The sequence below is a fragment of the Streptomyces sp. NPDC093064 genome (assembly GCF_044754605.1).
Lineage (GTDB): Bacteria > Actinomycetota > Actinomycetes > Streptomycetales > Streptomycetaceae > Streptomyces.
In genome coordinates, this window is the sequence record NZ_JBIVPK010000024.1 from 14640 (window position 1) to 40754 (window position 26115).

The 26115-nt window shown below is 68.6% G+C and carries 23 protein-coding genes and 4 pseudogenes; 19 read left to right on the forward strand and 8 right to left on the reverse strand.

Annotation, left to right across the window (positions count from 1 at the left end):
* Nucleotides 1-318: 318 nt before the first annotated feature.
* The gene (gene ligA / locus ACIQFZ_RS25800; protein ID WP_402692243.1) at nt 319-2391 is read left to right on the forward strand and encodes an NAD-dependent DNA ligase LigA; all 2073 of its coding nucleotides are present in this window, start codon (nt 319-321) and stop codon (nt 2389-2391) included.
* A gap of 536 nt (nt 2392-2927) precedes the next feature.
* Here ligA and ACIQFZ_RS25805 read toward each other — a convergent pair.
* The gene (locus tag ACIQFZ_RS25805; RefSeq protein ID WP_365424579.1) at nt 2928-4415 is read right to left on the reverse strand and encodes a penicillin-binding protein 2; all 1488 of its coding nucleotides are present in this window, start codon (nt 4413-4415) and stop codon (nt 2928-2930) included.
* A gap of 360 nt (nt 4416-4775) precedes the next feature.
* On the opposite strand from ACIQFZ_RS25805, the pseudogene ACIQFZ_RS25810 reads away from it, so the two are divergent.
* The 3 genes and pseudogenes from ACIQFZ_RS25810 to ACIQFZ_RS25820 all read left to right on the forward strand — a co-directional run.
* Nucleotides 4776-4892: pseudogene (locus ACIQFZ_RS25810) on the forward strand (TetR family transcriptional regulator); the annotation flags it as partial.
* Between the two features lie 188 nt (nt 4893-5080).
* The gene (locus tag ACIQFZ_RS25815; protein WP_365775334.1) at nt 5081-5221 is read left to right on the forward strand and encodes a hypothetical protein; all 141 of its coding nucleotides are present in this window, start codon (nt 5081-5083) and stop codon (nt 5219-5221) included.
* Between the two features lies 1 nt (nt 5222).
* Nucleotides 5223-6164, forward strand: a complete 942-nt coding sequence (locus ACIQFZ_RS25820; RefSeq protein ID WP_383059287.1) for a hypothetical protein — start codon at nt 5223-5225, stop codon at nt 6162-6164.
* 50 nt (nt 6165-6214) lie between these two features.
* On the opposite strand, the gene ACIQFZ_RS25825 is transcribed toward ACIQFZ_RS25820, so the two are convergent.
* Nucleotides 6215-6802 carry a TetR family transcriptional regulator gene (locus tag ACIQFZ_RS25825; protein ID WP_365424585.1) on the reverse strand — a complete coding sequence of 196 codons (588 nt, stop codon included), beginning with the start codon at nt 6800-6802 and terminating at the stop codon, nt 6215-6217.
* Nucleotides 6803-6900: 98 nt separating this feature from the next.
* On the opposite strand from ACIQFZ_RS25825, the gene ACIQFZ_RS25830 reads away from it, so the two are divergent.
* From ACIQFZ_RS25830 to ACIQFZ_RS25845, 4 genes are all read left to right on the forward strand, one after another.
* Nucleotides 6901-7884: an aldo/keto reductase gene (locus ACIQFZ_RS25830; RefSeq protein WP_402692244.1), complete on the forward strand. Its 984-nt coding sequence runs from the start codon at nt 6901-6903 to the stop codon at nt 7882-7884.
* Nucleotides 7885-7959: 75 nt separating this feature from the next.
* A complete protein-coding gene (locus tag ACIQFZ_RS25835; RefSeq protein WP_365424589.1) occupies nt 7960-8106 on the forward strand; it encodes a hypothetical protein in 147 nt (48 codons plus the stop codon).
* Nucleotides 8103-8798: an NAD-dependent epimerase/dehydratase family protein gene (locus ACIQFZ_RS25840; protein WP_402692245.1), complete on the forward strand. Its 696-nt coding sequence runs from the start codon at nt 8103-8105 to the stop codon at nt 8796-8798. The genes ACIQFZ_RS25835 and ACIQFZ_RS25840 overlap by 4 nt, the downstream gene beginning before the upstream one ends.
* Nucleotides 8795-9466, forward strand: a complete 672-nt coding sequence (locus ACIQFZ_RS25845; RefSeq protein ID WP_402692246.1) for a nuclear transport factor 2 family protein — start codon at nt 8795-8797, stop codon at nt 9464-9466. Before ACIQFZ_RS25840 ends, ACIQFZ_RS25845 begins: the two co-directional genes overlap by 4 nt.
* 531 nt (nt 9467-9997) lie before the next feature.
* On the opposite strand, the gene ACIQFZ_RS25850 is transcribed toward ACIQFZ_RS25845, so the two are convergent.
* Entirely contained in the window at nt 9998-10984 is a 987-nt protein-coding gene (locus tag ACIQFZ_RS25850; protein ID WP_402692247.1) for an NAD(P)-dependent alcohol dehydrogenase, read from the reverse strand.
* An 840-nt stretch (nt 10985-11824) separates the two neighbouring features.
* Here ACIQFZ_RS25850 and ACIQFZ_RS25855 point away from each other — a divergent pair.
* The 3 genes from ACIQFZ_RS25855 to ACIQFZ_RS25865 are packed head-to-tail and all read left to right on the forward strand — an operon-like array spanning nt 11825 to nt 14306.
* Nucleotides 11825-12673, forward strand: coding sequence for a transporter substrate-binding domain-containing protein (locus tag ACIQFZ_RS25855; protein ID WP_402692248.1), 849 nt, complete (start codon nt 11825-11827; stop codon nt 12671-12673).
* A complete protein-coding gene (locus tag ACIQFZ_RS25860; protein WP_402692249.1) occupies nt 12670-13515 on the forward strand; it encodes an amino acid ABC transporter permease in 846 nt (281 codons plus the stop codon). The genes ACIQFZ_RS25855 and ACIQFZ_RS25860 overlap by 4 nt, the downstream gene beginning before the upstream one ends.
* The gene (locus ACIQFZ_RS25865) at nt 13512-14306 is read left to right on the forward strand and encodes an amino acid ABC transporter ATP-binding protein (RefSeq protein WP_365428518.1); all 795 of its coding nucleotides are present in this window, start codon (nt 13512-13514) and stop codon (nt 14304-14306) included. The genes ACIQFZ_RS25860 and ACIQFZ_RS25865 overlap by 4 nt, the downstream gene beginning before the upstream one ends.
* 350 nt (nt 14307-14656) lie before the next feature.
* On the opposite strand, the gene ACIQFZ_RS25870 is transcribed toward ACIQFZ_RS25865, so the two are convergent.
* A complete protein-coding gene (locus tag ACIQFZ_RS25870) occupies nt 14657-15853 on the reverse strand; it encodes an erythromycin esterase family protein (RefSeq protein WP_402692250.1) in 1197 nt (398 codons plus the stop codon).
* 58 nt (nt 15854-15911) lie between these two features.
* Here ACIQFZ_RS25870 and ACIQFZ_RS25875 point away from each other — a divergent pair, with 58 nt between their 5' ends.
* On the forward strand, nt 15912-16643 hold the full coding sequence (locus ACIQFZ_RS25875; protein WP_383059277.1) for a TioE family transcriptional regulator: 732 nt from the start codon (nt 15912-15914) through the stop codon (nt 16641-16643).
* Between the two features lie 181 nt (nt 16644-16824).
* Here the strand turns inward: ACIQFZ_RS25875 and ACIQFZ_RS25880 are convergent, their stop codons facing one another.
* Entirely contained in the window at nt 16825-17844 is a 1020-nt protein-coding gene (locus tag ACIQFZ_RS25880) for a zinc-dependent alcohol dehydrogenase family protein (protein WP_365775332.1), read from the reverse strand.
* A gap of 21 nt (nt 17845-17865) precedes the next feature.
* Here ACIQFZ_RS25880 and ACIQFZ_RS25885 point away from each other — a divergent pair.
* From ACIQFZ_RS25885 to ACIQFZ_RS25895, 3 genes and pseudogenes are all read left to right on the forward strand, one after another.
* Nucleotides 17866-18102 (forward strand): annotated as a pseudogene (locus ACIQFZ_RS25885) (flavoprotein); the annotation flags it as partial.
* Nucleotides 18103-18402: 300 nt separating this feature from the next.
* Nucleotides 18403-18924, forward strand: a complete 522-nt coding sequence (locus ACIQFZ_RS25890; RefSeq protein ID WP_365428536.1) for a sigma-70 family RNA polymerase sigma factor — start codon at nt 18403-18405, stop codon at nt 18922-18924.
* 2 nt (nt 18925-18926) lie between these two features.
* On the forward strand, nt 18927-19622 hold the full coding sequence (locus tag ACIQFZ_RS25895; RefSeq protein ID WP_365775333.1) for a hypothetical protein: 696 nt from the start codon (nt 18927-18929) through the stop codon (nt 19620-19622).
* A gap of 51 nt (nt 19623-19673) precedes the next feature.
* Here ACIQFZ_RS25895 and ACIQFZ_RS25900 read toward each other — a convergent pair.
* Nucleotides 19674-19982, reverse strand: a pseudogene (locus ACIQFZ_RS25900) (DUF6228 family protein); the annotation flags it as partial.
* Here ACIQFZ_RS25900 and ACIQFZ_RS25905 point away from each other — a divergent pair.
* Entirely contained in the window at nt 19885-20433 is a 549-nt protein-coding gene (locus ACIQFZ_RS25905) for a GNAT family N-acetyltransferase (RefSeq protein WP_402692251.1), read from the forward strand. The pseudogene ACIQFZ_RS25900 and the gene ACIQFZ_RS25905 overlap by 98 nt on opposite strands.
* Before the next feature lie 140 nt (nt 20434-20573).
* Here the strand turns inward: ACIQFZ_RS25905 and ACIQFZ_RS25910 are convergent, their stop codons facing one another.
* Complete coding sequence (locus ACIQFZ_RS25910) at nt 20574-20768, reverse strand: hypothetical protein (RefSeq protein ID WP_365428539.1); 195 nt, start codon at nt 20766-20768, stop codon at nt 20574-20576.
* Nucleotides 20769-21146: 378 nt separating this feature from the next.
* Between ACIQFZ_RS25910 and ACIQFZ_RS25915 the strand changes: the two genes are divergently transcribed.
* Together ACIQFZ_RS25915 and ACIQFZ_RS25920 are read left to right on the forward strand one after the other, a co-directional pair.
* Nucleotides 21147-22463, forward strand: coding sequence for an acyltransferase (locus tag ACIQFZ_RS25915; protein ID WP_402692252.1), 1317 nt, complete (start codon nt 21147-21149; stop codon nt 22461-22463).
* Between the two features lie 858 nt (nt 22464-23321).
* Nucleotides 23322-23909 (forward strand): hypothetical protein, encoded by a 588-nt coding sequence (locus tag ACIQFZ_RS25920; RefSeq protein ID WP_402692253.1) that lies wholly within the window; start codon nt 23322-23324, stop codon nt 23907-23909.
* A 473-nt stretch (nt 23910-24382) separates the two neighbouring features.
* Here the strand turns inward: ACIQFZ_RS25920 and ACIQFZ_RS25925 are convergent.
* Nucleotides 24383-24582, reverse strand: a pseudogene (locus tag ACIQFZ_RS25925) (amino acid ABC transporter substrate-binding protein); the annotation flags it as partial.
* Nucleotides 24583-24719: 137 nt separating this feature from the next.
* Between ACIQFZ_RS25925 and ACIQFZ_RS25930 the strand changes: the two are divergent.
* Entirely contained in the window at nt 24720-25733 is a 1014-nt protein-coding gene (locus tag ACIQFZ_RS25930) for a BtrH N-terminal domain-containing protein (RefSeq protein ID WP_402692254.1), read from the forward strand.
* Nucleotides 25734-26115 lie beyond the last annotated feature (382 nt).

Genomic DNA, 26115 nt, shown 5'->3' on the forward strand with positions numbered 1-26115 from the left:
GCATGACGGCCACCGGCCTCCACGGAACGCGCTGACGCGCCCGCGGTCACGACGTTGTCGGCCGACGGGTCGAGCGCGCCTACGAGCGCGGGAAGCCTGCCGGGGGTCTCGATGGGGACGTCCTGCTCTGGTCCATAAGGGTGATGCCGCAACCCGGCGTCTCGCTCCAAGTCACCGGACGCGGTGGGCAGCCCACCCCGGCCAGCGGACAGTGGACAGCGGTACATCCTGCCGCAGGGCGAAGGAGCACCACGTCCGCTGCGTCGGCGCGACCGCGCGTACGGGGCGTTGTCAGTGGTGGCAGGCAGGATGGCGGGCATGACGACACCCGTTGTGCAGATCGTGGATGCCGCCGCCTACGCGCAGGCGGTCGAGGATGCGGTGAAGGCCGCTGCCGCCTACTACGCGGGCGGTACCTCGCCCCTGGATGACGACGCCTACGACCGGCTGGTGCGGGGCATCGCCGCCTGGGAGGCCGATCATCCCGACCAGACGCTGCCCGCCTCGCCGACCGGGAAGGTCGCCGGCGGCGCGGCCGAGGGCGATGTTCCCCACACGGTGGCGATGCTGAGTCTGGACAACGTGTTCTCGCCGGAGCAGTTCGCTGCCTGGGCGGCCTCGCTGGCCCGCCGCATCGGTCATGAGGCGGAACGCTTCAGCGTGGAGCCGAAGCTCGACGGACTGGCCGTCGCCGCCCGCTACACCCAAGGCCGACTGACCCGGCTGATCACCCGGGGCGACGGGATCGCCGGGGAGGACGTCTCGCACGCGATCGGCACCATCGCGGGCCTACCCGACGAACTGCCCGAGCCGGTCACGGTGGAGATACGCGGCGAAGTGCTGATGACCACCGCCCAGTTCGAGCACGCCAACGAGGTGCGCACCGCACATGGCGGGCAGCCGTTCGCGAACCCGCGCAACGCCGCGGCGGGCACCCTGCGTGCCAAGGACCGTGCCTACACCGTACCGATGACGTTCTTCGGCTACGGCCTGCTGCCGACGCCCGACACCGACGTGGCCACACGGCTTGGCCCCCTCGCACACAGTGAGCTCATGGCGCGGGCTGCCGAGCTCGGTGTGAACACCACGGCCGCCACTGCCGTGCCCGGCGTCACCGCCGACACGGTCGAGCAGGTCCTGGATCGTGTGCAGGAGATCGCCGCGCTGCGTGCCCAGCTGCCGTTCGGTATCGATGGCATCGTCATCAGGGCCGATCTGGCCGCCGACCAGCAGGCCGCCGGATCCGGATCGCGCTCCCCGCGCTGGGCGATCGCCTACAAACTGCCCGCCGTCGAGAAGATCACCCGGCTGCTCGCAGTGGAGTGGAACGTGGGCCGCACGGGCATCATCGCCCCCCGCGGGGTCCTGGAACCGGTCGAGATCGACGGGTCCACCATCACCTACGCCACGCTGCACAACCCGGCCGACATCACCCGCCGCGATCTGCGCCTGGGCGACCACGTCATGGTCCACCGGGCCGGCGACGTCATCCCTCGCATCGAGGCCCCCGTCGCCCACCTGCGTACCGGCGCCGAACAGCCGATCGTGTTCCCCGGGGTGTGCCCGCGGTGCGGGTCCGATATCGATACCAGCGAGGAACGCTGGCGCTGCGAGCAGGGCCGCAACTGCCACCTGGTCGCTTCCCTCTCCTACGCCGCGGGCCGCGACCAGCTCGACGTCGAAGGCCTGGGCGCCACGCGCGTCGTGCAACTCGTCGACGCTGGTCTGGTCACCGATCTCGCCGACCTGTTCACCCTCACGCGCGACCAGCTCCTGTCGCTGGAGCGGATGGGGGAAACCAGCAGCGACAACCTGCTCGCCGCGCTGGCAGCGGCCAAGACGCAGCCGCTGTCGCGGGTTTTGTGCGCCCTCGGCGTCCGTGGGACGGGCCGCTCCATGTCTCGGCGGATCGCCCGGCACTTTGCCACCATGGACAGCATCCGGGCTGCCGACGCCGACGCGCTGCAGGCGGTCGAAGGCATCGGTGCCGAGAAGGCAGCGTCGATCGTCGCCGAACTTTCCGAGCTCGCCCCTCTGATCGACAAACTCGCCACGGCCGGGGTGAACATGACCGAGCCCGGCGCCACTCCCCCGTCAGCTACCAACGCGAACACCGGGAGCGTCGGTGCCCCGGCCGCCGGCCCGCTCACGGGGATGACGGTCGTGGCAACGGGCACGATGACCGGACCGCTGGAGCAGCTCAGCCGAAACCAGATGAACGAACTCATCGAACGGGCCGGAGGCCGCTCCTCCTCCAGCGTGTCGAAGAAGACCACCCTGGTGGTCGCCGGCGACAACGCCGGGTCCAAGCGCGCCAAGGCCGAAGACCTCGGCATCCGCCTCGCCACACCGGACGAGTTCGCCGCCCTCGTCGCCGACTACCTCACCTGACACCGCCACGAACGACCGACATCCAGCATCAAGCTCCTTCATCCCAGCGTGGGACTGATGGCCCACCGAGTCGCGCCGAAATGCCGGCTGCGGCCCTCCTTCTGCTGCAGGTGGGATCCAGCGCTCGGGGCGGGACGGTTCACCCCATACGCCGGACCGCTGGTGGCTGCGGCGCGTCGGTCCCGGCATGGGAGCGCTGAGCGCGCTCGGCACGGGCGCGCCGCAGCGCCAGGGCACGGGTGGTCTCGGCTTGAGTACATCCCAATAAGCCCGGCCGTCCCCAGCTCGGCGAAGGCCGGCGAGCCGGTGCGTTGCAAGAGCCAGAGCACCGGCCACCGCCGTCCTCGACCGTCTCCTCGACCAGTGCGGAGTCATCTCCGCTGTTCCTTGAGATGAACGAAGCCACTGAATGGAGAAAAAAGCGGGCCGCGTACACGGGCGGCAGGATCGTCACCGTAGTGCCTGGTGCGGAGAGGTGTCTGACCGTTGCCGATCGGACACCTCCTCCCTGGATGCCCGGCCTGGTGCGAGCCTCTCTACTTCTGCAGCACTGCCTTCATGACGCTGCGGGCGATGGGAGCGCCGAGTCGGCCGCCCGAGATGTCCTGGCGGGAGATGTCCATGCCGGTGGGGTCAATGAACACGGCGACGGCAACCGAGGCACCGTCAGGCCTTTTGCCGTAGGAGACGAACCAGCCGTAAGGCACTTCATCCGCGACGTTCACGCCTCGCTGCGCGGTGCCGGTCTTGCCGCCGACAACGATGCCGTCGATCAGCGCGCGCTGGGCGCTGCCTTCTTTGGCAGTGTGCTCCATCATCTGCTGCACCTTCTGGGCAGTGGGAGCGGAGACGGCCTGGCTCATGACGGCCGGCTCAGTCTTCTCCAGGGTGCTCAGGTCCGGTCCGCGGATCTCGTCGACGATGTAGGGCTGCATGAGTTTGCCGTCGTTGGCCAGTGCCGCGGTGACTAGGGCCATCTGCATGGGGGTGCTGGTGAGGCTCCCTTGGCCCATGCCGGTCAGAGCGGTTCCTGGCTTGTCCAGGTCCTGCGGATAGATGCTCTTCGTGGCGCGCAGGTCTCCGAAGTCCGGTGAGTAAACGTCCTTGTTGAACCCGAATTTCTCCGCCGTCTCGCGCATCCGGTCCTCCCCCAGCTTGGCGGCGGCGTCGAGGAAGACGTTGTTACAGGAGTACTGCATCGCGGTCTTCAAGGAAGCCTTGCTGCAGACCGCGTCGCCGGCCTCGCTGCCGATCCGGTTCGTCGCCTGGGGCAGCTGGTAGGGGGAATCCGCCTCGCTCGGGGCGTCGATGTCCGTGACCACGCCGTGCTCAAGGGCCGCGGCAGCCGTGAGGATCTTGAACGTGGATCCGGGCGGATAGGTCTCCCGCAGCGGCCGGTTCGCCAGCGGCTTGCGCTTGTCCTTGTCCAGGGCCACGAACCTATCGGACTCCTTGAAGGTGTTGCCCGCGAACACCGACGGATCGTAGGACGGCGCCGACGCCAGGGCCAGCACCTTCCCGGTCTTCGGATCCAGAGCGACCACAGCCCCCCGCGCACCCTTCAGACCGGTCAGCCCCTTATAGGCCGCCTTCTGCGCCCGCGGGTCGATCGTGGTCACCACGGCCCCAGTGCCACGGTCCTTGCCCGTCGCCACGTCCAAGAAGTGCTGGAACGCCAGACGGTCGTCCTTCCCTGACAGGATGCCGTCATAGGTCTTCTCCAGCAGCGACATGCCCTGCGCCTGCGACGCGAAGCCGGTCACCGGCGCGTACATCGGCCCATTGACGTAGATGCGCTTGTACTTGAGTTCCCTGCCCGCGACCGCCTCGGACCCGGTCACCGCCTCGCCACCGACGATGATGTCACCCCGCGGAGAGGCGAACCGTTCGATCAGCACGCGGCGATTATTCGTATCCGACGCCAGCGCCTCAGCGTCCACGTATTGCAGCCAGTTCGCCCGGACCAACAAGGCCAGCATCAGCAGGCCACAGAAGACTGCAACCGCCCGCAAAGGCCGGTTCATGGCTGGCCTCCAGCTGCGAGCCCGGGCATCGTGGCAGCAGTCAACTGAGCAGATCTCAGGCGGAGCCTGACGGATATGAGGATGGGTAGCGCCATGCAAGCACCATAGCCTCACGTTCGCACATGAGTTCGGGCCCCCCTGCCCCATCCGCGGGCCGCTGACAGCGGCTGATGTACGCAACTCGTCATACCCCGACTACCAGGGACTTCGTCACGCTACCAGACCAACTGTCAAGCTCCTGGGGCAGGTTGGAAGGCTCACGGCCCTGCTGCGGAAGTCCCCGGCCCTGTGAAACACTCGCAATCCGCTCCATCTCCGTACCCAGTTCAATTCTGAACCGAGTCTGGTTATGGTCTCCCTATGGCTGGGCTTCGCGAGCGCAAGAAGGAACAGACGAAGCGGCGCATCACCGCTGTGGCATTGGAGTTGTTCGCCGAGCGTGGCTTCGATGCCGTGACGGTCAGTGAAATCGCCGAGGCCGCCGGAGTCGCCAAGGCCACCCTCTTCACGTACTTCCCCAGTAAGGAGTTGCTCGCGCTGCAGGGCGTGGGACAGGAGAACCTGGCCGAGATCGTCGCCCGACGGTCACCAGGGCACTCCCCGCTTCAGGCGCTTCAGGCCCACTATGAGGCGTTCACGGACGGGCAGATGGCAGCGCTGCGACCGTGCTCACGCTCCGGGAGTCCTTCTTCCAGCTCCTGGCCGGCGGCGCATCACCACAGGAGGCGGCCCGTGCCCTGGCCAAGGAAACCGAACTCGCCTTCGCCCTGCTGGAGCACGGCGTCCATCACCTGAAGGGGCAGTGACGTGCGCGCACGGGGCATCAACTACGACACCGGGTTCCTCCCCGGACAGGACCTCTCCCGCAAGACCTTCACCCACGAAACGGTCCGGCATGACATGGCGGTGATATCCGACGAGCTGCACTGCGACGCCGTACGCGTCTCCGGCCGTGATCCCGAACGGCTGAGCACCGCCGCCCGCTATGCGGCGGCCGCCGGCCTCGAGGTGTGGTTCGCCCCGTTCCCCGTCGACCTTCCCCCCGACCGGCTGCTGTCGTTCTTCGCCGACTGTGCCCGCCGGGCCGAAGCCGTACGACGGACCGGCGCCGAAGTGGTGTTCGTCGCGGGCTGTGAGATGAGCGCGTTCTGCGGCGGCTTCATCCCGGGTGACACCTACGGCGACCGTCTGCGGGCCATGGCTGAGGCCGACATGGAGTGGTGGAACGGCCTTGGCCCGGTGCAGGAACGTCTCAACGTCTTCCTCGCGCAAGCCGCCGAGACGGTACGTGCCCGCTTCGGCGGGCGCATCACGTACGCCTCGGCTCCCTGGGAGTTCGTTGACTGGAGTCCGTTCGACCTCGTCGGCATCGATGCCTACCGCGCCGCGTACAACGCCGACACCTTCCGGTCCGAACTGCGGGGACACCTCGCACACGGCAAGCCCGTCGCGGTGACCGAGTACGGAACCTGCGCCTACCGGGGCGCGGGCGAGCGCGGCGGCTCGGCCTGGCAGGTGCCGCACGACGCGGTGCCGGACGAGGACGAGCAGGTTCGTTACCTCATCGAGCTGCTGGACGCCTTCGAAGAGGAAGGGGTAGACACCGCACTCTGGTTTACCTTCGCCGGTTACAGCAGGCCCGGAGACGCGGATCTCGGCTCCTACGGCGTGGTCCGCGTGCTCGACGAGACCCGTTGGAAACCGAAGAAGGTGTTTCACGCGATGGCGGCCAGGCACCGCCGCGGCTGAAAGGCAGGAAAGAGCACGGGGCGGCGTTGCCGGCGAACGACCGGATCGCGTTACGAGCCCTGAGCGGTGTTCTGGCTGATCCGGCGGGCGGCCTCGACAACTGCTGAGCGGTGCAGGGCCAGTCGCTCCGGCGACCAGGACTGGCTGACCTGTCCGGGGTCGACGTCCTCGGCGGCCCAGAACCACGCCTGGGCCATGGCGAGGACCATGGTCAGGAGATCGTCCGGCTGTACCTCCGGGGCGAGATCGCCACGCTGCTGCGCGTCGGCCACGTCCGCGACTTTGCGCCGGAAGGCGTCCGGTTCGAGTCCGGTGGTGGAGGGCCGTTCCAGTAGCTTCCACAGTCGCAGGCGCATCAGGTCCGGCCGGGCGACGAGGTGGTCGAAGATCGCGCCGGCGTATCCGGGCAGGTCCTCGACGTCGAACGGGACCGACTCGGCACCCTCTGTCATCGCCCGTTGCAGCACCTCGTCGAACAACTGCTCCTTGTTGCCGAAGTAGACGTAGATCAGCCGCTTGTTCGCACCTGCCGCCTCGGCGATCCGGTCCACTCGGGCGCCGGCGATGCCGTAGGCGGCGAATTCGGTGAAGGCGGCGTCGAGCAGCCTGGCCTTGGTGGCGCTGGAGTCCCGTGGCATGTCCGCCACCATAGCAAGTAACTATCTAGTTATTGACACCCGCGGACAGCCGCTCTACGATATGTAACTATCCAGTTAGATACCTAGGAGGAACCCCTATGGAACACCGCGCACTGGGCAGCCAAGGGCTGACCGTCAGCGTGCAGGGTCTCGGCTGCATGGGCATGAGCGTCTTCTACGGCGCCACCGACGAGACCGAGTCGCTGGCAACGATCGATCGCGCGCTGGAGCTGGGCGTCACCCTGCTGGACACCGCCGAGAGCTACGGCCCCTTCGCCAACGAGCAGCTCCTCGGCAAGGCGCTGGCCGGGCGCCGGGATGCCGCCGTCCTTGCCACCAAGACCGGCGTGGAGATCACCGACGACGGCAGCGTGCTCGACCTGAACGGCCGGCCCGAGTACGTGCGCCGGGCACTCGATCGTTCGCTGCGGCACCTGGGCACGGACCACGTCGACCTGTACTACCTGCACCGCATCGACCCCAAGGTGCCCATCGAGGAGACCGTCGGCACGCTGGCCGATCTGGTTGCCGAGGGCAAGGTCCGCCACATCGGCGTGTGCGAGGCGTCCGCCCAGACGATCCGGCGTGCCCACGCCGTGCACCCGCTCACCGCTGTCCAGACCGAGTACTCGCTCTTCGAACGCGACATCGAACACAACGGCGTGCTCGACACCCTGCGGGAACTGGAGATCGGGCTGGTCGCCTACTCCCCGCTGGGGCGCGGCTTCCTCTCCGGCGCCATCACCAGCCCCGACGACTTCGCCGAGGACGACTGGCGCCGGACGGACCCCCGCTTCCAGGGCGAGAACTTCGACCACAACCTCGACGTCGTCCGCGAGGTGCGCCGCATCGCCTCCGCCAAGGACGTCACGCCCTCCCAACTGGCCCTCGCCTGGGTCCAGCACCAGGGTGCGGTCGCCATCCCGGGCACCAAGCGCCGCCGCTACCTGGAGGAAAACATCGCCGCGACCGATGTGACCCTCTCCGCCGAGGACCTCGCCGCGATCGAGACGGTGGCCCCGCACGGCGTCGTCATCGGCGACCGCTACGCACCCGAGTTCATGAGCACGCTCAACGGCTGAGACCCGACCTACGCCCCACCGAACTTCTCACCGGGCGGGAAGGATGCACTACCCGCTGGGGATCCGTGTGACCTCATGCCCGTGCTTTCCCTGAGCAACACCCCGCTCACGCCCGCCATGGGCGCCGACATTGACCGTGAGCGCCGGCGCGCCACCGTCGTCGACCGCTACCTCGGTGTTGCGGACCTGAACCTCCACCCACTACCTGGAGTCTGCCCGTGAAAGTCGTCATCTTCGGCGCGTCCGGCATGATCGGACAGGGCGTACTGCGTGCCTGTCTCCTCGACCCCGCCGTCACGCGTGTGCTGGTGGTGGTCCGCAACTCGCTGGACATCAGCCATCCCAAGCTGCGGGAAGTCATCCACCAGGACTTCACCGATCTGTCCGCCATCTCCGAACAACTGGCCGGTTACGACGCCTGCTTCTACTGTCTCGGCATGTCCTCCTCCGGTCGCAGTGAGGCGGAGTACACCCGCATCACCTACGACGGCACCCTCGCTGCCGCGCGTGCCGTGTCCGCGTCCAACCCCGGACTGACCTTCACCTACGTCTCGGGAGAGGGCACCGACAGCAGCGAACGCGGCCGGACCATGTGGGGCCGCGTCAAGGGCCGCACCGAAAACGCCCTGCTGGCCATGCCGATGGACGCGTACATGTTCCGCCCCGCCTATATCCACCCCAGGCACGGAGCAGTCTCCAGGACTCCGATCTATCGCGTCCTCTACGGCCTCACCTCCTGGCTCTACCCGCTGCTGCACCGCCTCGCCCCCCGTCACACCACGACCACCGAACACATCGGCCGCGCCATGCTCGCCGTCACCCGCCCCGGAGCGAGCGAGCAGCGGATCCTGTACAGCCCGGAAATCAACCGATTGGGCAGCGAGAGCGAAACCACCGCCACGAAGACAGGGTGATCGACCGCCGCGTCACTGCTCCGCAAACCCACGATCCGGACGACGTGAGCTCCGCGATCACCGGCTCGCACGCCCCGGGGCGTTCACGTGATCCACGGGTGGGTGTGGCCGCGCGGCCACACCCTTCCCGATGTCTAGAACATCGCGCCGGCGCGACTGTTGTTATGTACTCGTCAGATATTTCCCCGAGGGAGAACGACATGGCTTCCCATTCCGCTATCTCACCCCACGAGGCCGCCGACCGGCTGGCCATCCGTGAACTGATCGACGCCTATGCCCACTGTGCGGACCGCCGCGACGCGAAGGGGCAGATGGCGCTCTTCACTTCCGACACCCGGTTCCTCGTTTTCATGGACGCCACGGCTGCCGAGCCGACTCAGGAGTTGCACGGCCGCGTCTCGCTGGCCCCGGTCTTCGACAATCTGAACACGTACGAAACCACCACTCACTTCAACGGGCAGAGCACGGTTTCGCTGGACGGAGACCGGGCCACGGCTGAAAGCTATTGCCTGGCGCATCACCTGTCGGTGGACGGGGACGGGCAGCGGTCGCTGATGATCGCCTCTATCCGCTATCTCGACGAGTTCGTCAAGCAGGACGGCGGGTGGCTGTTCGCCGAACGCAGGCTGATGGTCGACTGGACCGAGACGCGACCCTCCGTCGCCTGACGTGGTCGAGCTTTCTCACCACAGCTTCGAACTGACCGGAGCAGGCAGGGACCGACCGTCGAGCTGATCGAGGACACACTCACGGGCACTCGTCGGAGGAACGGGGTACGCAACCTGGAGGCGCTTCAGCCGGTCCGGAGTCGGCGAGGCCTGGCGTGAAAGCGGCCGGACGCAGCCTCGGGCGCCCGGGCGGGGCTCCGGTTGTCCGGTCACGACCGGGACCTCCTGCTGCGGGTGTGCTTGACCGCCGGCTGCGGTACGGCCTGCTGTACCGAGGGTTGGGGTGCGGCAGCAGTGATCGGCCGAGGTCTGCCTGGTGCGCTGAGAGCGTCATGCCACACGGCCCAACCGAGATCGCCGCCCTTCGTCTGGTCGGCACCACCCCGCTTCTTCATGGCCCCGCAATGGGGCTCCCGGCCTCTGGAGCCGGCATGACTGGTCCCCCTGTCGAACGCATGGCCCGGGGGGTGGTGTCACCGGCTTCGGAAGCACTGAGCCCCCGGGGACCGAGCACGACCGGCAGCCCGTACGTCAGCGCACAGTGATCACGGTCTTGCCGCGGGAGTGGCCCTCCTCCACGTGGCGCATGGCCTCGGCCGTATCGGCCAGGGAGTAGGTCCGGCCGACCACGGGAGTGACCTGACCGGCCTCGATGAGCGCGATCACGGCGAGCAGGTCCTCGTGGGCCGGACCACCCGGGGTCGCCGGGACGATCGGGCGCAGGCTGTTCCGGGTGACCGCGTTGACCGCGGCCAGTTTCAGCATGGAGCCGATCGCCCCGAACACCCGGCCGGGTGAGCCGCCGCAGTTGGCCACCAGGACTCCGGTCGGGGTGAGCGCCCGACGCAGTCGGCCCGGCGGAAAGTTTCCCACGTTGTCCAGGATCACGTCGTAGCGGACGCGTCTGTCGGTGAAGTCCTCGCGGGCGTAGTCGATGACGTGCGCGGCGCCCAGTGAGCGCACCAGTTCGGTGCTGCCGGCGCTGCACACCCCGGTGACCTCCGCGTCCAGGCCGGCCGCGATCTGTACGGCGAAGGTGCCCACGCCGCCGCCCGCCCCGTTGACCAGCACCCGCTGCCCGGACCGGACCCGGCCCACCGTCCGGATGCCGCGCAGTGCGGTCACCGCCCCCATCGGCACGGCAGCGGCCTGCTCGAAGGACAGACGCTCGGGCTTCTTGGGCACCACCAACTCCGCCGTGGCGCACGCGTATTCGGCGAACGCGCAGAAGCCCAGTACCGGAGTGCCGGGCCGGAGCCCTCCTACGCCGGCGCCGACAGCCTCCACCACTCCGGCCGCGTCGATGCCGGCCACCCGGCACTTCGGACGGCTCAGTCCCATGCCTCCCATCAGCCGCGCCGCGTAAGGGTCACCGCGCATCATGTGCCAGTCGTAGGGGTTGAGCGCGGCGGCGTGCACACGAACCAGCACCTGGCCGACCCCGGCCCGGGGCCGGTCGACTTCCTGCAGCCGCAGGATGTCCGGCGGCCCGACCCGCTCCTGGAGCACTGCCTTCATAGCCCTGCCCCCCGTCTCCTCGTAACCCCGTCACGACCGGCACATGTCCGCCGCGCGGGTGAGGGCAAGGTAGGCGTACGCAGTGCGGCCGTCAATGGCCACCGGCGGGTAGTGGATGCCGTGCTCCGTGGGTGGGGCTGCGCGCCGAGCCGCGTCACACGGGTCTCGCGCCCGTTGCGTGTTGAACGGACTCAGGTACCCGTCCACGTGCGCCGCCCGGACCCGGCCGTCCGCGGCGGCGGATGCGGAGCGACGTGCCAATTCGCGCAGTTCGGCGGGGGACGCCCCTCGATCACGAGCGGCTCCCGCGCCCCCGTCGGGGCCGGCCCGGTCGTCATGTCGATCCACTGCTCGCCGTCGGCTGGTCCCTGTATGCGGTAAGCACGGCCCGGCGGCCGCCTCCCAGAGCAGCGTCTTCCGGTTGAGCGCATAGGAGGAGCCGAGGTCCAACGCCCACCAACTGTCCGTGCGCGGCCTGTCGTCGCGGGAGACCGCCCAGCGGGTCGGTCGCCGCCTCCGCGTGCACCGGCAACACAAAGTCGGTCTCCGGGTGTTCGGCGAGGGCCGCGCGCACCTGCTCCGCCGCGACCGCCGTGTGGAGCGGCACCGGTGACCGCGTTCAGCGGGGCGAGGTCCAGGAGGGGGCGGTCACGGCTCTGCTCTCTTCGTTCACGCTACGCGCGAAATCAAGGGTGACCGGCGGGATCCTTTCCGCATGCGGCCGGTGACGTCCCGTAAGACGGTACGCGCCCGGAATTACCCACGCCTCAGGCTTATTTGAGAGGGTCAAAGATCTTCTTATAGTCTGCATCCGCACGTCCCCCACAGAGAGGTCCCCCCGTGAACACGCTCCTCGGACGCCGGGTCCGCATCCTGGCCGCCATCACCGCGACGGCCGGGGCGGTGCTCGTGGCGGGTTGCACGTCAAGCGGCAGCGGCGGCACGGGCAAGTCGGCCGACGGCGGGGTCGACCTCGTCAAGGCGGGCCGACTCACGACCTGCACGCATCTGCCGTACCCGCCCTTCCAGTCGGAGGTCGACGGCAAGGTCCAGGGCTTCGACGTCTCCCTGATCGACCTGGTCGCCAAGGACCTCGGGGTGAAGCAGCAGATCCTCGACACGCCCTTCGAGAACTTCAAGACCGGCGCGTTCCTCAACTCCGGCGAGTGCGATCTGGCCGCCGCGGGCATGACCATCACCGCCGAGCGCAAGAAGAACGTCGACTTCTCCGACCCGTACTTCGACGCCACCCAGGCCGTCCTGGTCGACAAGAAGAGCGGGATCACGTCCCTGGACGATGTGAAGGCCAAGGGCAAGAAGCTCGGTGCCCAGGCACAGACCACCGGGGAGGACTATGTGCGCAAGCAGGGCTTCGACCCCGTCTCCTTCGAGTCCTCCGACGCCGTCCTCAACGGCCTGCGCACCGGACAGGTCCAGGGGATCGTCATCGACTACCCGGTGGTCCAGGGCTGGCTCAAGGACAAGGCCAACGCCGACGCCTTCAAGGTGGTCGGCAACCTCGACACCGGAGAGCAGTACGGCTTCACGGTGAAGAAGGGCAACTCCGAACTCCTCGCCGCGATCAACAAGGCGATCAAGGACGCGAAGGCCGACGGCACCTACCAGAAGCTGTACGAGCAGTGGATCGGCCCGTACACCCCGTCCGCCGCCTCGCCGTCCGCCTCATGAGCGACACCACCGGCACCGCCGGCGCCGAAGTCCGGCCCCACAGAAGGCGTCTGACCCGAAGCCGGCGGCGCTCGCTCTCGCGCGGCATCCAGTACGCCGTCTTCGTCGCCGCCGTGATCGCCTTCGCGGCCACGGCCGACTGGGGCCGACTGCAGAACCAGTTCGCGCAGACGGACATCGCACGGCGGATGTTCCCGGACGTCATCACCCTGGCGCTGAAGAACACCGTGCTGTTCACCCTGACCGGCTTCGTCGTCGGCCTGGTCCTCGGCATGGTCATCGCGCTGATGCGGCTGTCGTCCGTGGGCCCCTACCGCTGGGTCGCCGGGGTCTACATCGAGATCTTCCGCGGTCTGCCCGCCCTGCTGATCTTCATCTTCGTCGGTGTGGCCGTGCCGCTGGCCTTCCCCGGCACGGAGATCATCGGGGGAACGTACGGCAAGGTGGCCCTCGCGCTCGGACTGGTCTCGGCCGCGTACATGGCGGAGACGATCCGCGCGGGCATCCAGGCCGTGCCCAAGGGACAGATGGAGGCGGCCCGTTCGCTGGGCTTCTCGCCGGCGCGGGCCATGATCTCCATCATCGTTCCGCAAGCGTTCCGGATCATCCTTCCGCCGCTCACCAACGAACTGGTCCTGCTCTTCAAGGACTCCTCGCTGGTGCTGTTCCTCGGCGTCACGCTGGAGGAGCGCGAACTGTCCAAGTTCGGCCGGGATCTGGCCAGCCAGACCGCCAACTCCACACCGATCCTGGTCGCGGGCCTGTGCTATCTGCTGGTCACGATCCCGCTCGGATTCGTGGTGCGCCGCATGGAGGCCAAGGCCCAGGGAGCCGTCAAGTGAGCACTGTCCCCGAGATACTCGTCCGCGGCCTGCACAAGTCCTTCGGGGACAACGAGGTGCTGCGCGGCATCGATCTGGAGATCGGCCAGGGCGAGGTGGTCTGTGTCATCGGCCCCTCCGGCTCCGGCAAGTCGACCCTGCTGCGCTGTGTGAACCTCCTCGAGGAGCCCACCGAGGGTCAGGTCTTCGTCGGCGGCACCGAGGTGACCGACCCCGATGTGGACATCGACGGCGTACGCCGCCGTATCGGCATGGTGTTCCAGCAGTTCAACCTCTTCCCGCACCTCACGGTGACCGAGAACCTCACACTGCCGCAGCGCCGGGTCCTTCGACGGGGCAAGGCGCGGGCCGCGGAGATCGCCGCCGAGAACCTGGAGCGCGTGGGCCTGTCCGAGAAGGCGGACGCCTACCCCTCCTCCCTCTCCGGCGGGCAGCAGCAGCGCGTCGCCATCGCCCGCGCGCTCGCCATGGGCCCCGAGGTGATGCTCTTCGACGAGCCGACCTCCGCGCTCGACCCCGAGCTGGTGGGCGACGTCCTCGCCGTGATGCGCATGCTCGCCGACGAGGGCATGACGATGATGGTCGTCACCCATGAGATGAGCTTCGCGCGGGAGGTCGCCGACCGGGTCGTCTTCATGGACGGCGGGGTGATCGTCGAGGACGGCACACCGGACCGGGTCATCGGGAACCCCGCGCACGAACGCACCCGGCACTTTCTGTCCCGGCTCCTGGACCCCGCGAAGGCGCAGGTCGAGGAGGAGAAGGCGGACCGGGCGAGCGACAGCGGGTAGCACCGGATCAAAGTGCGGTACACGAGCGATCGCGCAGTGCTGCACGTGACGGGACGGATGCTCGTCGGACCGTAGGAGGTCCGCGACGAGCTGTGGGTGGTCGGCGGCCGGATCCGACGCCTGGGCGGTGGAGTTCCCGGCCGGGTCAAGCCAGTTCAACGGGCTCCTCGACGCTTTCGGCGATGACCTGGACGGCATCTGGTCGCCCGGCTGACGGACGGACAGGCTCTGCACATGCCACTGGTAGGCCGACTTCCGGCTCACCCGCAGCGGCCGCGCCCCCTCCGGCGGCTTGGCCTCCTGCTCGCACCGCATCTCCCTGACGAGCAGCCGAAGCCGTAGCGCTATGTCTAGGGGACGTCCTTGACGAACACGATCGCGTCGCTGTCCGCGAGTTGGGCCGGGTCGAGTGGGGAGTAGCCGAACCAGGGGGATACGCGGGGCGCGGGCGGCGTGTCACCGAGGGTGGTGGCCAGTCGCGGGGCGTCGATGACGCAACGGTCCTCGGGGAGCGCGTACAGGAGCCCTTCGACGGTGTCCGCAGGCGGGGCGTCCACGCCCTGGTGCCGGATGGTGCCGAGAGCCGTGGCCACGAAGGCGTACTCCTCGCCGAGTTGGGCGCTCACCAGCGCACCGGCGCTCCACCACTCCACCGACCCCTGCCACATCTGCATCGTGCTCTTCTCCCGCTGGAGGTGGGAGTTGTGGGCGTGGACGAGTGCCGGGCCGCGAGCGGCGACGGCAAGGAGGTTGTGGGCCATCATCACATCCCGCAGCGCGCACAGCCGTGTCATGCGGACTGGTGAGGTGTCGGCCATGCAGTAGTGGTACCGCAGCAGGCCGGTGGCAGTGCGCCCGTACAGGCGCGCCCGGTCCCAGTCGTCTTGCGAGGTGGTCGCGAGCAGGTGGGGTGTCTGCGCGTCGAGCAGCGCCACCAGATCGTCGGCGAGCAGCCTCAGCTGCTTGGCCTCGGCCGACTGCCCCACGGAGTGGGCCGGCTCCATCATCGCGGCGGGATCGGTCCACCGGTCGTCGGCGCCGTGCAGGCGGTCGAGCGTTTCCGCGGTACAGGGGAGCAGGTCCGCGTCCACCCGATCTGAGAGGTAGTTGTGGAGTGCGGTGAGGGCCTGCCGGGGGCTCGCGGCGCCGGTGATTTCCAGGGGGCCGTCGAAGCCGGTGAAGCGGAGCCGCTCGGACGCGGGCCGGCCGTCGTTGTAGGCGCGCATCCAGCGCACCAGCTCGCGGTTGGCCGCAAAGGTGCCCCAGCCGTGGCTGAATCCGCGTTCCATGGCCTCGTCGAGGGTGCCCGTTCCCGAGGTGACGTGGTCGTCCACGACCAGGCCCTTCAGGCAGTCGCTCTCGATCGCGATCGTCCGGTACCCCTCCTGCTCGACGAGTTCCTGGAAGAGCTCGTTGCGCAGGGCGAGCAGAGCGTCCTCGCCGTGGGTGGGCTCGCCCAGGGCGAGCAGCCGCGGCCGGGCCGGGAGCAGCCTCATGACGGCCGCCGCCTCGACGGCATGGGCGGTGTCCTTGATGTCAGTAGCCATGCCTTCAACGGTATCGTTGAACTCTCGGTTGAAACTTTTCCTCGGTATCGTCGGCTCCATGGGCAGAAACTCTCAAACCGGTGAGCGACTCAGGCCGGTTGATCTGGCACGCGGGCACAGTCTGTCCACGCAGGCGATCAGGAACTACGAGGAAGCCGGCATCCTCCCTGCCGCGGGGCGCACACCCCACGGCTACCGCACCTATACCTCGCTGCACGCGGGGGCCCTGCGCGCGTTTCTCGCCCTGGTGCCCGGCCACGGCCACCGGACGGCGACGTCGATCATGCGGGCGGTGAACGAGGGCGCGGCCGACGAGGCGTTCCGTCTCATCGACGAGAGCCACGCCCAGCTCCTCGACGACCGGTGGACCCTCCGGGCCGTGGAGAGCGCCCTACGTGACCTGGAGCCCACCACGACATCCGAGCCGGCCATGGTGTCCGGGCCCGGCGGCACGTTCATCGGACCGCTGGCGGAGAAGCTCGGCATCCGGCCCGCGACGCTGCGCGCCTGGGAGCGTGCCGGGCTGGTGCGGCCACGCCGCGACCCGCGGACCGGGTACCGCGTCTACGACGAGGCCGACGTACGGGACGCCCGGCTGGTCCACCAACTCAGGCGCGGCGGCTACCTGCTGGAGCAGATCGCCCCGCTGATCGCCCAGGTACGGACGGCCGGCGGGCTGGAGCCACTGGAGGCCGCACTGAGCGACTGGCACGGCCGGCTGTCCGCCCGCGGGCGGGCGATGCTGACCGGGGCCGCCGAGCTGGAGACATACCTCCGCAAGCACGGATGAAACTACGGCCGCCAGTTGAAGAGAGACTCCCAAGGCAGACATACCCGGGCGCGCCACAGTACCGGTGAAACGGACCCCGGTCCCGGGATGCGCGTCGACGGCCTCGGCGGCGTACGACAGCACCGTCCCGGACACCGTGATCCAGCAGTAGGTGAGGCGCCGGCCGGGTCCGCTGCGGTGGTCACCTTTGCGGATCGATAAGGATCTTCCCTGCGGGTCCGGCTGCCGGGCCTTTGAGGTGGCCGGGGAGTTCGCTGAGCCTGATGCGTTGCCCGACGGCCGTGCGCAGGCGTCCGCGGCGCAGGCTCTCGAAGACCGGCGCGAACAGCCCGGACAGGTGCTGCCCGCCGTCCTTCTGAACGATGTCGCGCAGGCGGAAGAGCTCCACGCGTACGTCCCTGCGGCCTGTGAGGCACTCCGCCGAGAGCGGCGTTCCCGACAGCAGGCCGTAGTGGACGAACACGCCACCGCCGGCCGTCAGTGTGAACACCTCTTCGCCCACGCCGCCACCGACGCAGTCGAAGGCCACATCGACGCCGTGGGGGCCGATCACCGACCGCAGCTGTTCGCGCCAACCGGGCTCGTTCGTCCGGATCACGGCCCGCCACCGGGACGGCTCGGCCACAGTCCGCCCCGGCGTTCCCCGCACAACCCCGACCGGTGCGACACCACGATCGGTCAGGAGTTCCGCCAGGTGTCGGCCGATGGCCGATGTCGCCGCTGTGACCACCACATTCCGTACGCCCGACCGACAGAACCGCTCGACCATCGTGACGGCCGTCAAGGGGTTGATGTAGGCGAAGCAGGCGACCTCATCGGGAAGGTCGTCCGGCACAGGAACACACCAGGAGTAGTCGAGTCTCTTGTACTGCTGCCAGGCCCCGGCAGACCCCAGTGGCAGGACACGCCGGCCCACCGCCGCAGCAGGCACGCCCGGACCGGCGGCGTCGATCACACCCACGCCCTCGAACCCCGGAACCATCGGAAACGAAGTCCGCGACCCGTAGGCACCCGAGACGGTGACCTCGTCCGAGGGGTTGACGGTCGACGCGACCATGCGCACCACGACCTCACCCGCGCCAGGAGCCGCAGGCCCGTCCACATCACGCACGGCCAGGACCTCGGCAAGCGGTCCGGGCGAGCCGGCAACGGCAGCCAGCACCAACAGTCTCCCTACCGTGCACCCATCAGGACACCTCATCCTACGAACGAACCTCGACGACACGAACGCGCGGCTGCCGACTAGATCACCTACCGCATCCCCGGCCTCAAGGACCCCACCGTACGGGCCCCGTCACGCCGGCCGGCGCACCGCCGTGATCGGCACCGGCGCTTCCGCCGTCACCGCGCTCGCCTACATCGCCGACCTGGCCAGGCCGACAACGGCGCCGGAACGCACGCAGTGTGGATCCCGCGCCGCGGCATCTCCGGCTCCGCCTTCGGCGGCGGCGCCACCGACCATGGCCGTGGAGTGGGCCTGACACCGCTGCCGCCCGGTTGCTGAACGGTTCGACAGCACGAAGTCCGGGGCGGGTTGCCGGAACAGGCGACCCGCCTCATTTGTGCGGCGAGTTGGCGCTCTTCGGCAGCACGTGGCGTCCCCGGATCACATGGTCGTCGCCCGACGCACCGATCAGCCGCGAACGGGCCGGGATCGCCCGGGCACTGCCCGCGGCGCGCGAACTCGGCTGCGAGTGACGATCGAACGATCTGCAATGCTCCCGCGTCCTAGGAGAAACACGACTGAGGGAGAGCACCGTTGCCGATCAGGAGACCGCGGGGTGCGGAGGCGGACCCGCTCGACGCGGCGCAGGCCGACCGGGTCCGCGCCGTCCTGGCCCTCGGCGGGGTTCCGCAGGACGACCTGCAGGACGGGCTCCAGCAGGTGCGGCTGCGCCTGCTGGAGCGCCGGGCCCGGGGCGAGGACCCGCCGCGGAACGTGGGAGCCTGGGCCGCGGTGGTGGCCTCGAACCTCGCAGTGGACTGGCACCGCACCCGGCACCGGCAGGAACGTGTCAGCGCGCGGCTCGGCCTGCTGAGCGCACCAAACAACCGGGCCCAGGACGGCACGGAGAACAGCGTGCAGGCTCTGGCCGTCGCCGAGGGGCTCGACGCCCTGCCCGCCGCCCATCGGCAGGTTCTGGTCCTGCGCTACTACGCGGACCTCTCGGTGCCGCAGATCGCCGAGCAACTCGGCATCCCCCTGGGAACGGTGAAGAGCAGGCTGTACGCGGCGGCGAAACTCCTGCGTGAGCGGCTGCACGTGGAAGAGGCGATGTGAGGGTGGAGAAGAACGACGAGCTGATGGCGGTCCTGCTGGGCGAACCCTCACCTGAGCAGGCCGGGGATTCGGCTGACCGCTACGCGGACGCGGAACGCGACATGGCCGCTGTCCGGGAGCAACTGCGCCGGATCGGGGACGGGCTGGCCCAAAAGGCTCCCGGACGGGAGGAATCCGCCCCGGCGCGCAGCCGACAGCGCGGTCGCCGACGGCTGTTCGCCCTCGTGGCGTCCGTAGCCGTGGCGCTGCTGGGAACAGGCACGGCATACCTCGTGGCGCACAACGGGACAACGAATGGCGAGTCCGCGTCCGCCGCCAAGCTCACCTACGAGGGGATCATCGCCTGCTCCAGCACCGTTGCCGAGGGCACGGTGGAGCGGGTCGAGCCGGCGGGCGGGCACGACCGGTACCGGATCGTGCTGGATGTGGACCGCTCCTACAAACCCGCGGGCGGCGAGCGGCGGCTGTCCTTCACCGACGAAGGCGCGAACGTCCCGGCGTACTACAAGACCGGGGTGCGCATGCTCGTCCTGGTGTCGAGCATTCCCGGGGAGGGCCCCGAGACCTATCGCGCGGGTGATCCGCCCTACGGCGAGAGCCCTCCCGGGGCCGCCCGAGATGCCCTCGAGGAAGGACGCCAGAGCGTCGAGCGGGCGCTGCCGGGAGCCCGGGGCCTCGAGTGCAGCGGCGCCGGATGACCGCCGCCACCTGCCCCACGAGCACCTCGTCGCCGGCCCCGCCGCCGTCACGACCAGATGGTTGTTGGCCCAGCCCCTCTCGCCCTCCCAACCTCGGAAGTCGCGCGCAAGGCCGTCGAAGAACTCGCCCAGGTTGTCCGAGACGGTCACGGTCACGGTTTCGAGCCGTGTACTGATACCGACAGGCCGACGGGTCAGAGGCCGCTGCCGATGTCGGTCGTCCGAGGCTCCTGTCCGGCGGGCGTGCGATAGGTTGCCCGTCATGACCGAGCTTGGACCCGTCGCCTGGCCACCTGCCCCGATCAGGACCGAGCGGCTCGTGCTCCGCGAGCCCGAGGCCCGGGACCGTGCGGCGTTCATCGAGCTGTTCGCCTCGCCAGAGGTGGGCACCTACCTCGGTGGCCCTCGACCACGTGATGAGCTCGAACGCGCGGTACCTGAGGTGCCCGGGCGGCGCCCTGGTCTTTTCGTGATCGATCTCGACGGAGCGATGATCGGCATGATCACGCTCGATCGGCGCGACTCGGAGCGTCCGGGTCACGTTCGTCCGGACGCCGGGGAGGCCGAACTCCGCTACATGTTCCTCCCTGAGGCGTGGGGACGCGGGTACGCCGTCGAGGCGTGCGCAGCGGCACTCGACTGGTTCGCCGGCACACTTCCCAGCGAGCCGGTGGTTCTCTGCACCCAGACCGCGAACGACCGCTCGATGCGCCTCGCGGCGAAGTTGGGGTTCACCGAAGTGGAGCACTTCGAGGAGTTCGGCGCCGAGCAGTGGTTCGGCGTGTGGTCCTCGGTCACGCCGTCCGGTTGAGCTCGTGCTCGACCGCGCGGATCCACGAGACGACCGATCGCGCCACCGACCGCTCCTCCTCGTGGTCGGCCACTGCCTTCTGCACCTGGCCGGTACCGCCACCCGTAACTACTCGTGACGGGAGAGCCCTTGGGGTTGACTCAGGCTGGTGCCTCGGCGGAAACGACCACCGCGCTCGGCGAGCATGCGGCTGACGTACCCGTTTCCGCATCCCGCGGGTTCAGCAAGTGCCGCTTGGCGAAGTCTCCTCCCTCCGCCGTCGCTTCCATCGTCTCGCGCGTGGTGGAGGCGTTCCACTGCCTGATCGCGGCCTCGTTCGTCCATGTCGATGTCATCCGCGCGAGCTTGGAGTGCCGGACAGGAGGAGACGACCGAGTGTGCGGGCCCTCGCGGAAGTCCATCGATGTGACGGCTACCAGGTGAATTGGCCCGACCAGCCTGATGAGTGGCTGTCGCACGCTTCCCTACTGGAGGCCCTGAGTCGCTGAACTTGGCGGCCGTTTCGTCGGACACATCAGCTTGTCCCGCAACAGTGAAGGAGATCTGGCCCCCGGCTCGGCGACCGGCCACCACGAGAGGCCGGGGTTCGGGAGATGACCGCGGTGCGTGCCAAGCCGCCGTTCGGTGGTGGAGAGTTTCGTATCGAGCACGGAATGGTTGCAGAGCCGAGTTCTCGCGGCGTGGGCGTCGAGGTTCCGGCAGCATGACGAGGCATGGGCAGAGACCGTTACGTCGACTTCTTGCGCGCGTGGGCGATCGTCCTGGTGGTGCTTGGCCACTGGCTGATCACCGGCTTGGTCAGGGAGAGCGACGGACGGATCACCGCGCCTGAACTGTTGGCGACAGTTCCCTGGACCCAGTGGCTGACTCTGGGCTTTCAGATCATGCCGCTGTTTTTCCTGGCCGGCGGCCACGCGGCGGGGGGCTCCTGGTCGCGAGCCCGCGCGGCAGGTGGTTCCGCGACTGGCTGGGTGGGGCGGCGCGCCTTGCGGCTGTTGCTTCCGGCGAGCGCCTACAGCGGTCTTGTACTGCTCGCCGTCGGCATGTGTACGGCGGTCGGTGTGGAACCGGGCACGCTTGCACTCGTGGGCTGGGCGATGGCCATGCAGTTCTGGTTCCTTCCGGTGTACCTGTTGCTCAGCGCCCTGACGCCGCCGCTGCACGCGGCGCACCGAATGTGGGGTCTACGCGTTGCCGTCGTCATGGGTGCGGGAGCCGCGGCCGTTGATGCGCTGGTGGTGACGGTACACGTTCCGTATGTCGGTCTGGCTGACTACGTGCTCGTGTGGGGTGTGGCCTATCAGTTGGGCTTCTGCTGGCGGGACGGTCTGCTGACCCGTCGTCGGCTGCTGTCGGCCGCGATGGCGGTCGGCGGTGGCGCGGCTTTCGCGGCGCTGGTCGCTCTCGGGCCGTTCCCGGTCAGCCTGATCTTTGTGACTGGGCAGGCGCCCAGCAACACCAACCCGCCGTCGGTGGCGATGCTGGCGTGGGTAGTGGCCCAGGTCGGCTTGTGTCTTCTCGTCGCACCAACTGTGCGGAGGCTTCTGGACCGCGAGTGGGTGTGGCGTCTGGTGCAGTCGGTCGGCGGTGCGAGCATGACGCTGTACCTGTGGCACATGCTGCCGGTGCTGGTCGTGGCCGCCGCGTTCTACCTGACCGCCCTCGCACCTGAGCCCGCCTTCGGGTCCGCTGGGTGGTGGGCGCTGCGGGTGCCGTGGCTGCTGGTGCTCGGGCTCGTTCTCGCCGGCTTCGTGGCGGCGCTGCGACCGCTGGAGCGGAAACTGGCCGCACTGCACGAAAGGATCCGTCCGGACGCCGACCGGCGCCGCTCCTGGATGCTGTGGCTCGGCCTCGCCACGAGCGTCGCTGCCCTGTCCCGCTTCGCCGTGCGGGGCTTCGCGTACGACGGGCGGTTCCCGTTCCTGCCCTCGCTGGGCCTGGCCCTGGGCATGGGTCTGTTGCTGCTGTCAGGCCGGACAGCACCGGATCATCCCGCGCAGCACGAGGACGCCCTGGAGGAGGCTGCCTGAGCCGGGCCGCAGGGACCCCTGTATCCGGGGGTTCAGCCGGTGGTTGCCCCGAGCTTTGCCGACGACGGCGAGCGTGGCGCGTGCGTTCGGTCGTCTGGCAGCGCGTCCTCGTCAGGGTGTGCTCGCGCCCGTCCGACCCTGGTCCAAGCCGTGTTCGGTGAGCGGGTCCACGGCCAGACGGGCCGTCTGGCACTCGTCAGGAGCAGTACGACGAGCAGAGCGAGTGTGCGGTGAGGTCAGATCAGCACGCTCTACAGCCGTTCCAGCCGGAAACGGGCAGCCGCGGCAAGAGCCCGGCACGGCGGCATGAACATGCGACCGTGCAGACGGTGCGCTGCGAATCCCGTTCGCCCGGCGTGACAAGCCGTACGCGGGCACGGGGCTTGAGGTGAGGGGCTGACGTGGGCACGGCGAGGTGAGGGGGCGTCATGGGGCCTGGCCTCAAGCCTCATCCGCGTGGCCACGGGACGGTGACGCGGGCCACGCCGAGTGGCAGCAGGCTTGGGCACAGAACCCCTGGTGGGGCGGGGTTGCCGTGGTCCGGTCCGTGGCCCTCCCGTCCCGGTATCTCTGAGCCCTTCGCGGCGGCCTTTCCAGGCGACCCGCTGCCGCACGGGTGAGCAGGCGTCAGAGATCACCTTGAAGGCCTAATGCCTCATCAATCTGCCAGATTCATTTAGAAGATTGACGTTTCGTCAGCATCCGCAAGCCAGGGCTGCAGGCGCTCTGGGTACCCCGTTCGGCTCCCCCACACCAGCACTTCCGATACGCCCGAAATGACAGCTCTGGGGGTGGTCATTACGTTCAATCACACGTCGGCTGTCACAGCCGGCCCCTCAGAGAGAGGAGCAAGGCATCATGATCATGACCCGTTCCACCGCCGTCACCGCGGCCATCGCCGCCGCTTCCGCACTCGCCGCGACCGGCATCACCTACGCCGCCGCCACTCCCGCATCGCAGCCCGAGACGGTCCCGGCCGTCGCCGAGCAGGCGCCCGCTCCGGACTACGCCCCGATGGGCGGCGAGGGCGGACAGGGCAAGGGCAACGAGGGCGGCGGCCGCGGCGGCGAAGGCGGCGAGCGCGGCGAAGGCGGCGGGCACGGCAAGCGCCGGCACCACGAGATCGGCAGGATCCACATCAACGAGCGGACGTACTCCGCCACCCCGGACGGCTGCATCACGATCGTGAGCGGCCTCGGCTCCAGGAGCCTCAACATCCGCAACGACAGCCGCAGGGGCGTCGAGGTCTTCCGTGGCGCGACCTGCGACAACGGCGCCCCCATCGCCACGGTCGGCCCCCGCAGCGAAGCCAACGGCATCAAGCCCGGGAGGGTGCACGGAGGCGTGTTCGTCAAGGACGGAGTAGTGGCCAGCTTCCGGGTGGTCGGTCACCACAAGGGCGACTTCGACTTCGACTTCGACGACTTCGGTTTCGACGACTTCTAAGCCCAGACGCAACATTCGAACCAGCTAGAACCCCGGCCCGCCGCAATCGGGCCGGGATTCTGGTCTCAGCCCCCGAGCGTCGGCACGTGGCGCCCACACCTGACCAGTGCTTCACGGTCCACGCGCCTCGCACGCCACACTAAACCCGGCCAGAAGGCGCCGCCCAGCTGCACGCGCCGACGTCCTCCTCCTCCACCGGTTCACCCCCAAGCAGATTCCCTCTGAAACACCCCCAGTTGGCGGTGTTCCCCAGTGACGGCCACTGTTCTCCCCCACGGCGACCGGGTGAGCCCAAACGGGTGACGAAACAGCGTTGATCTTTTCCACCTGCAGGATTCGCAGACGCTGCTTGGGCTCGGCGGCAGCCCGTTCCCCGAAGGCACGCACGTCCCTGATCAGGCTGTTTTGGTTCGGGTGTCCGCATGCAGGACCTGTTCCGAGTGGCCCTTGGGGCCCCGATGGGGGCGAGGATGCCGATCCAGGCGGACAGACTTGACGATCGACACTGCCGGCTCCGGCTGGCCGCGCAGAAGTGGGCTGTCGCGCGATCGCCAGCGAGTTCGTCGCACATGGCCGCGGGGGCGAGCGCGCGCAGGTCGAGTTCGATGACGGTGCCGCCGCGTGGAGCGAGGTAGTCCCGCGGAATGCGGGTCCCAGATGCCCAGTAGACGCTCCCACCGTGGGGAGAGTCCACCATCATGGTGTGCAAGACGAACTGCCCGCACGTGAGGCCTATCTCGTCGGGCCGGCAGAGGCACCGCAAGAAGAACTGATGGCCCGGCTGATCATCTCCATCCAGGAAAGCATGGCATGACCACGGTGATAGACATTGACGCCCGCGGTACGCAGCACTGCGAGACGACAGCTCTGGGGGTGCTACTGCGGCACCAGGGACTCGATCTGACGGAGCCCATGCTCTTCGGCCTCGGTTCCGGTCTGTCCTTCATCTACTGGGACAGCAAGAACATGGGCTTCCCCTTCCTCGGGGGACGGGTCAAGCCTTTCGACCTCACCAGAAACCTGGCCACCAGACTCGGGCTGGAACTCCTGGTCCAGGAGACCACCTCCCCTCGCAGGGCTTGGGAGAACGTCGTGGCCCCCATCGACGCCGGCCACCCCGTCGGACTGCAACTCGACAGCTACCACCTGGACTACTTCACCTCGAAGGTGCACTTCGGCGGTCATGTTGTCGCCATGTACGGCTACGACGACCGCGACGCCTACCTGGTGGACACCGACCAGCAAGGCGGAACGGTATCCACCAGCCTGACCAGCCTCGCCCAGGCCAGGGCCGCACGCGGTCCGATGACCGCCAAGCACCGGTCTTTCACCCTCACCGCCCCACGGAACCTGCCCTCCCCACAGGGCCAGATCATTCCCGCCATCACCGCCTGCGCCGACGCCTTCCTCAACCCGCCCATCGCCAATCTCGGCCACCGAGGCATCGAAAAGGCCGGCAAGCTGGTACGCACATGGCTCCAGCGGTCCGACAACCCTCAACGGGACCTACCGCAGGCTGCCCGCTTGATGGAGAAGGCCGGCACCGGCGGCGCCCTGTTCCGCAACCTCTACCGCGACTTCCTCGCCGAATGCACCCAACACTTCGACAGCAGCCACCTGCTCACGGGCCAGGGGCTGTACACCGAGGCAGCCACCCTCTGGACGGAAGTCGCAGCGCTGATCACAGAAGCCGGTGAATCAGGCAATGCCCAGTGCCTCGTCCAGGCAGGCACCATCCTCCACGATCTTTCACGCATAGAGCACGAGGCCATGCAGGCGCTGAGCTGCCTGGGGAGCAAAAGCCCAAACCTGATCCACCCCTGACAGGCTTCAAAGAACCTGGGTCAGTCAACAACTCCGGACCACCGTTTCTGCCATGGTCCCAGGCCGTGACCGCCTTCGAAAAGTCCAACAAGAACGCACTACGTCCGGAACTGAGGGCGTGCCACGTCTGCCTCGAGCCTGGCGGCAGGGTCGGCAGACGCCTCACCGTCGCTAACAGACCTCGTTCCGGCAGGCCGTCAACTCATTTGGCCTTACCGCTGTTCGTGCCCTGCTGAAGGCCGGTCAAGGTGGTGCGATGAGCGACGACACGGGGGCGGCCTATCAGCGGGTTCAGGCTCAACCTCGTCTTGGCTGACACTTATGTCCCGCGCCAGCGCCACACACATCTGGTCGAGATAGTCGCTGCCGCTGTGGCTGGGCG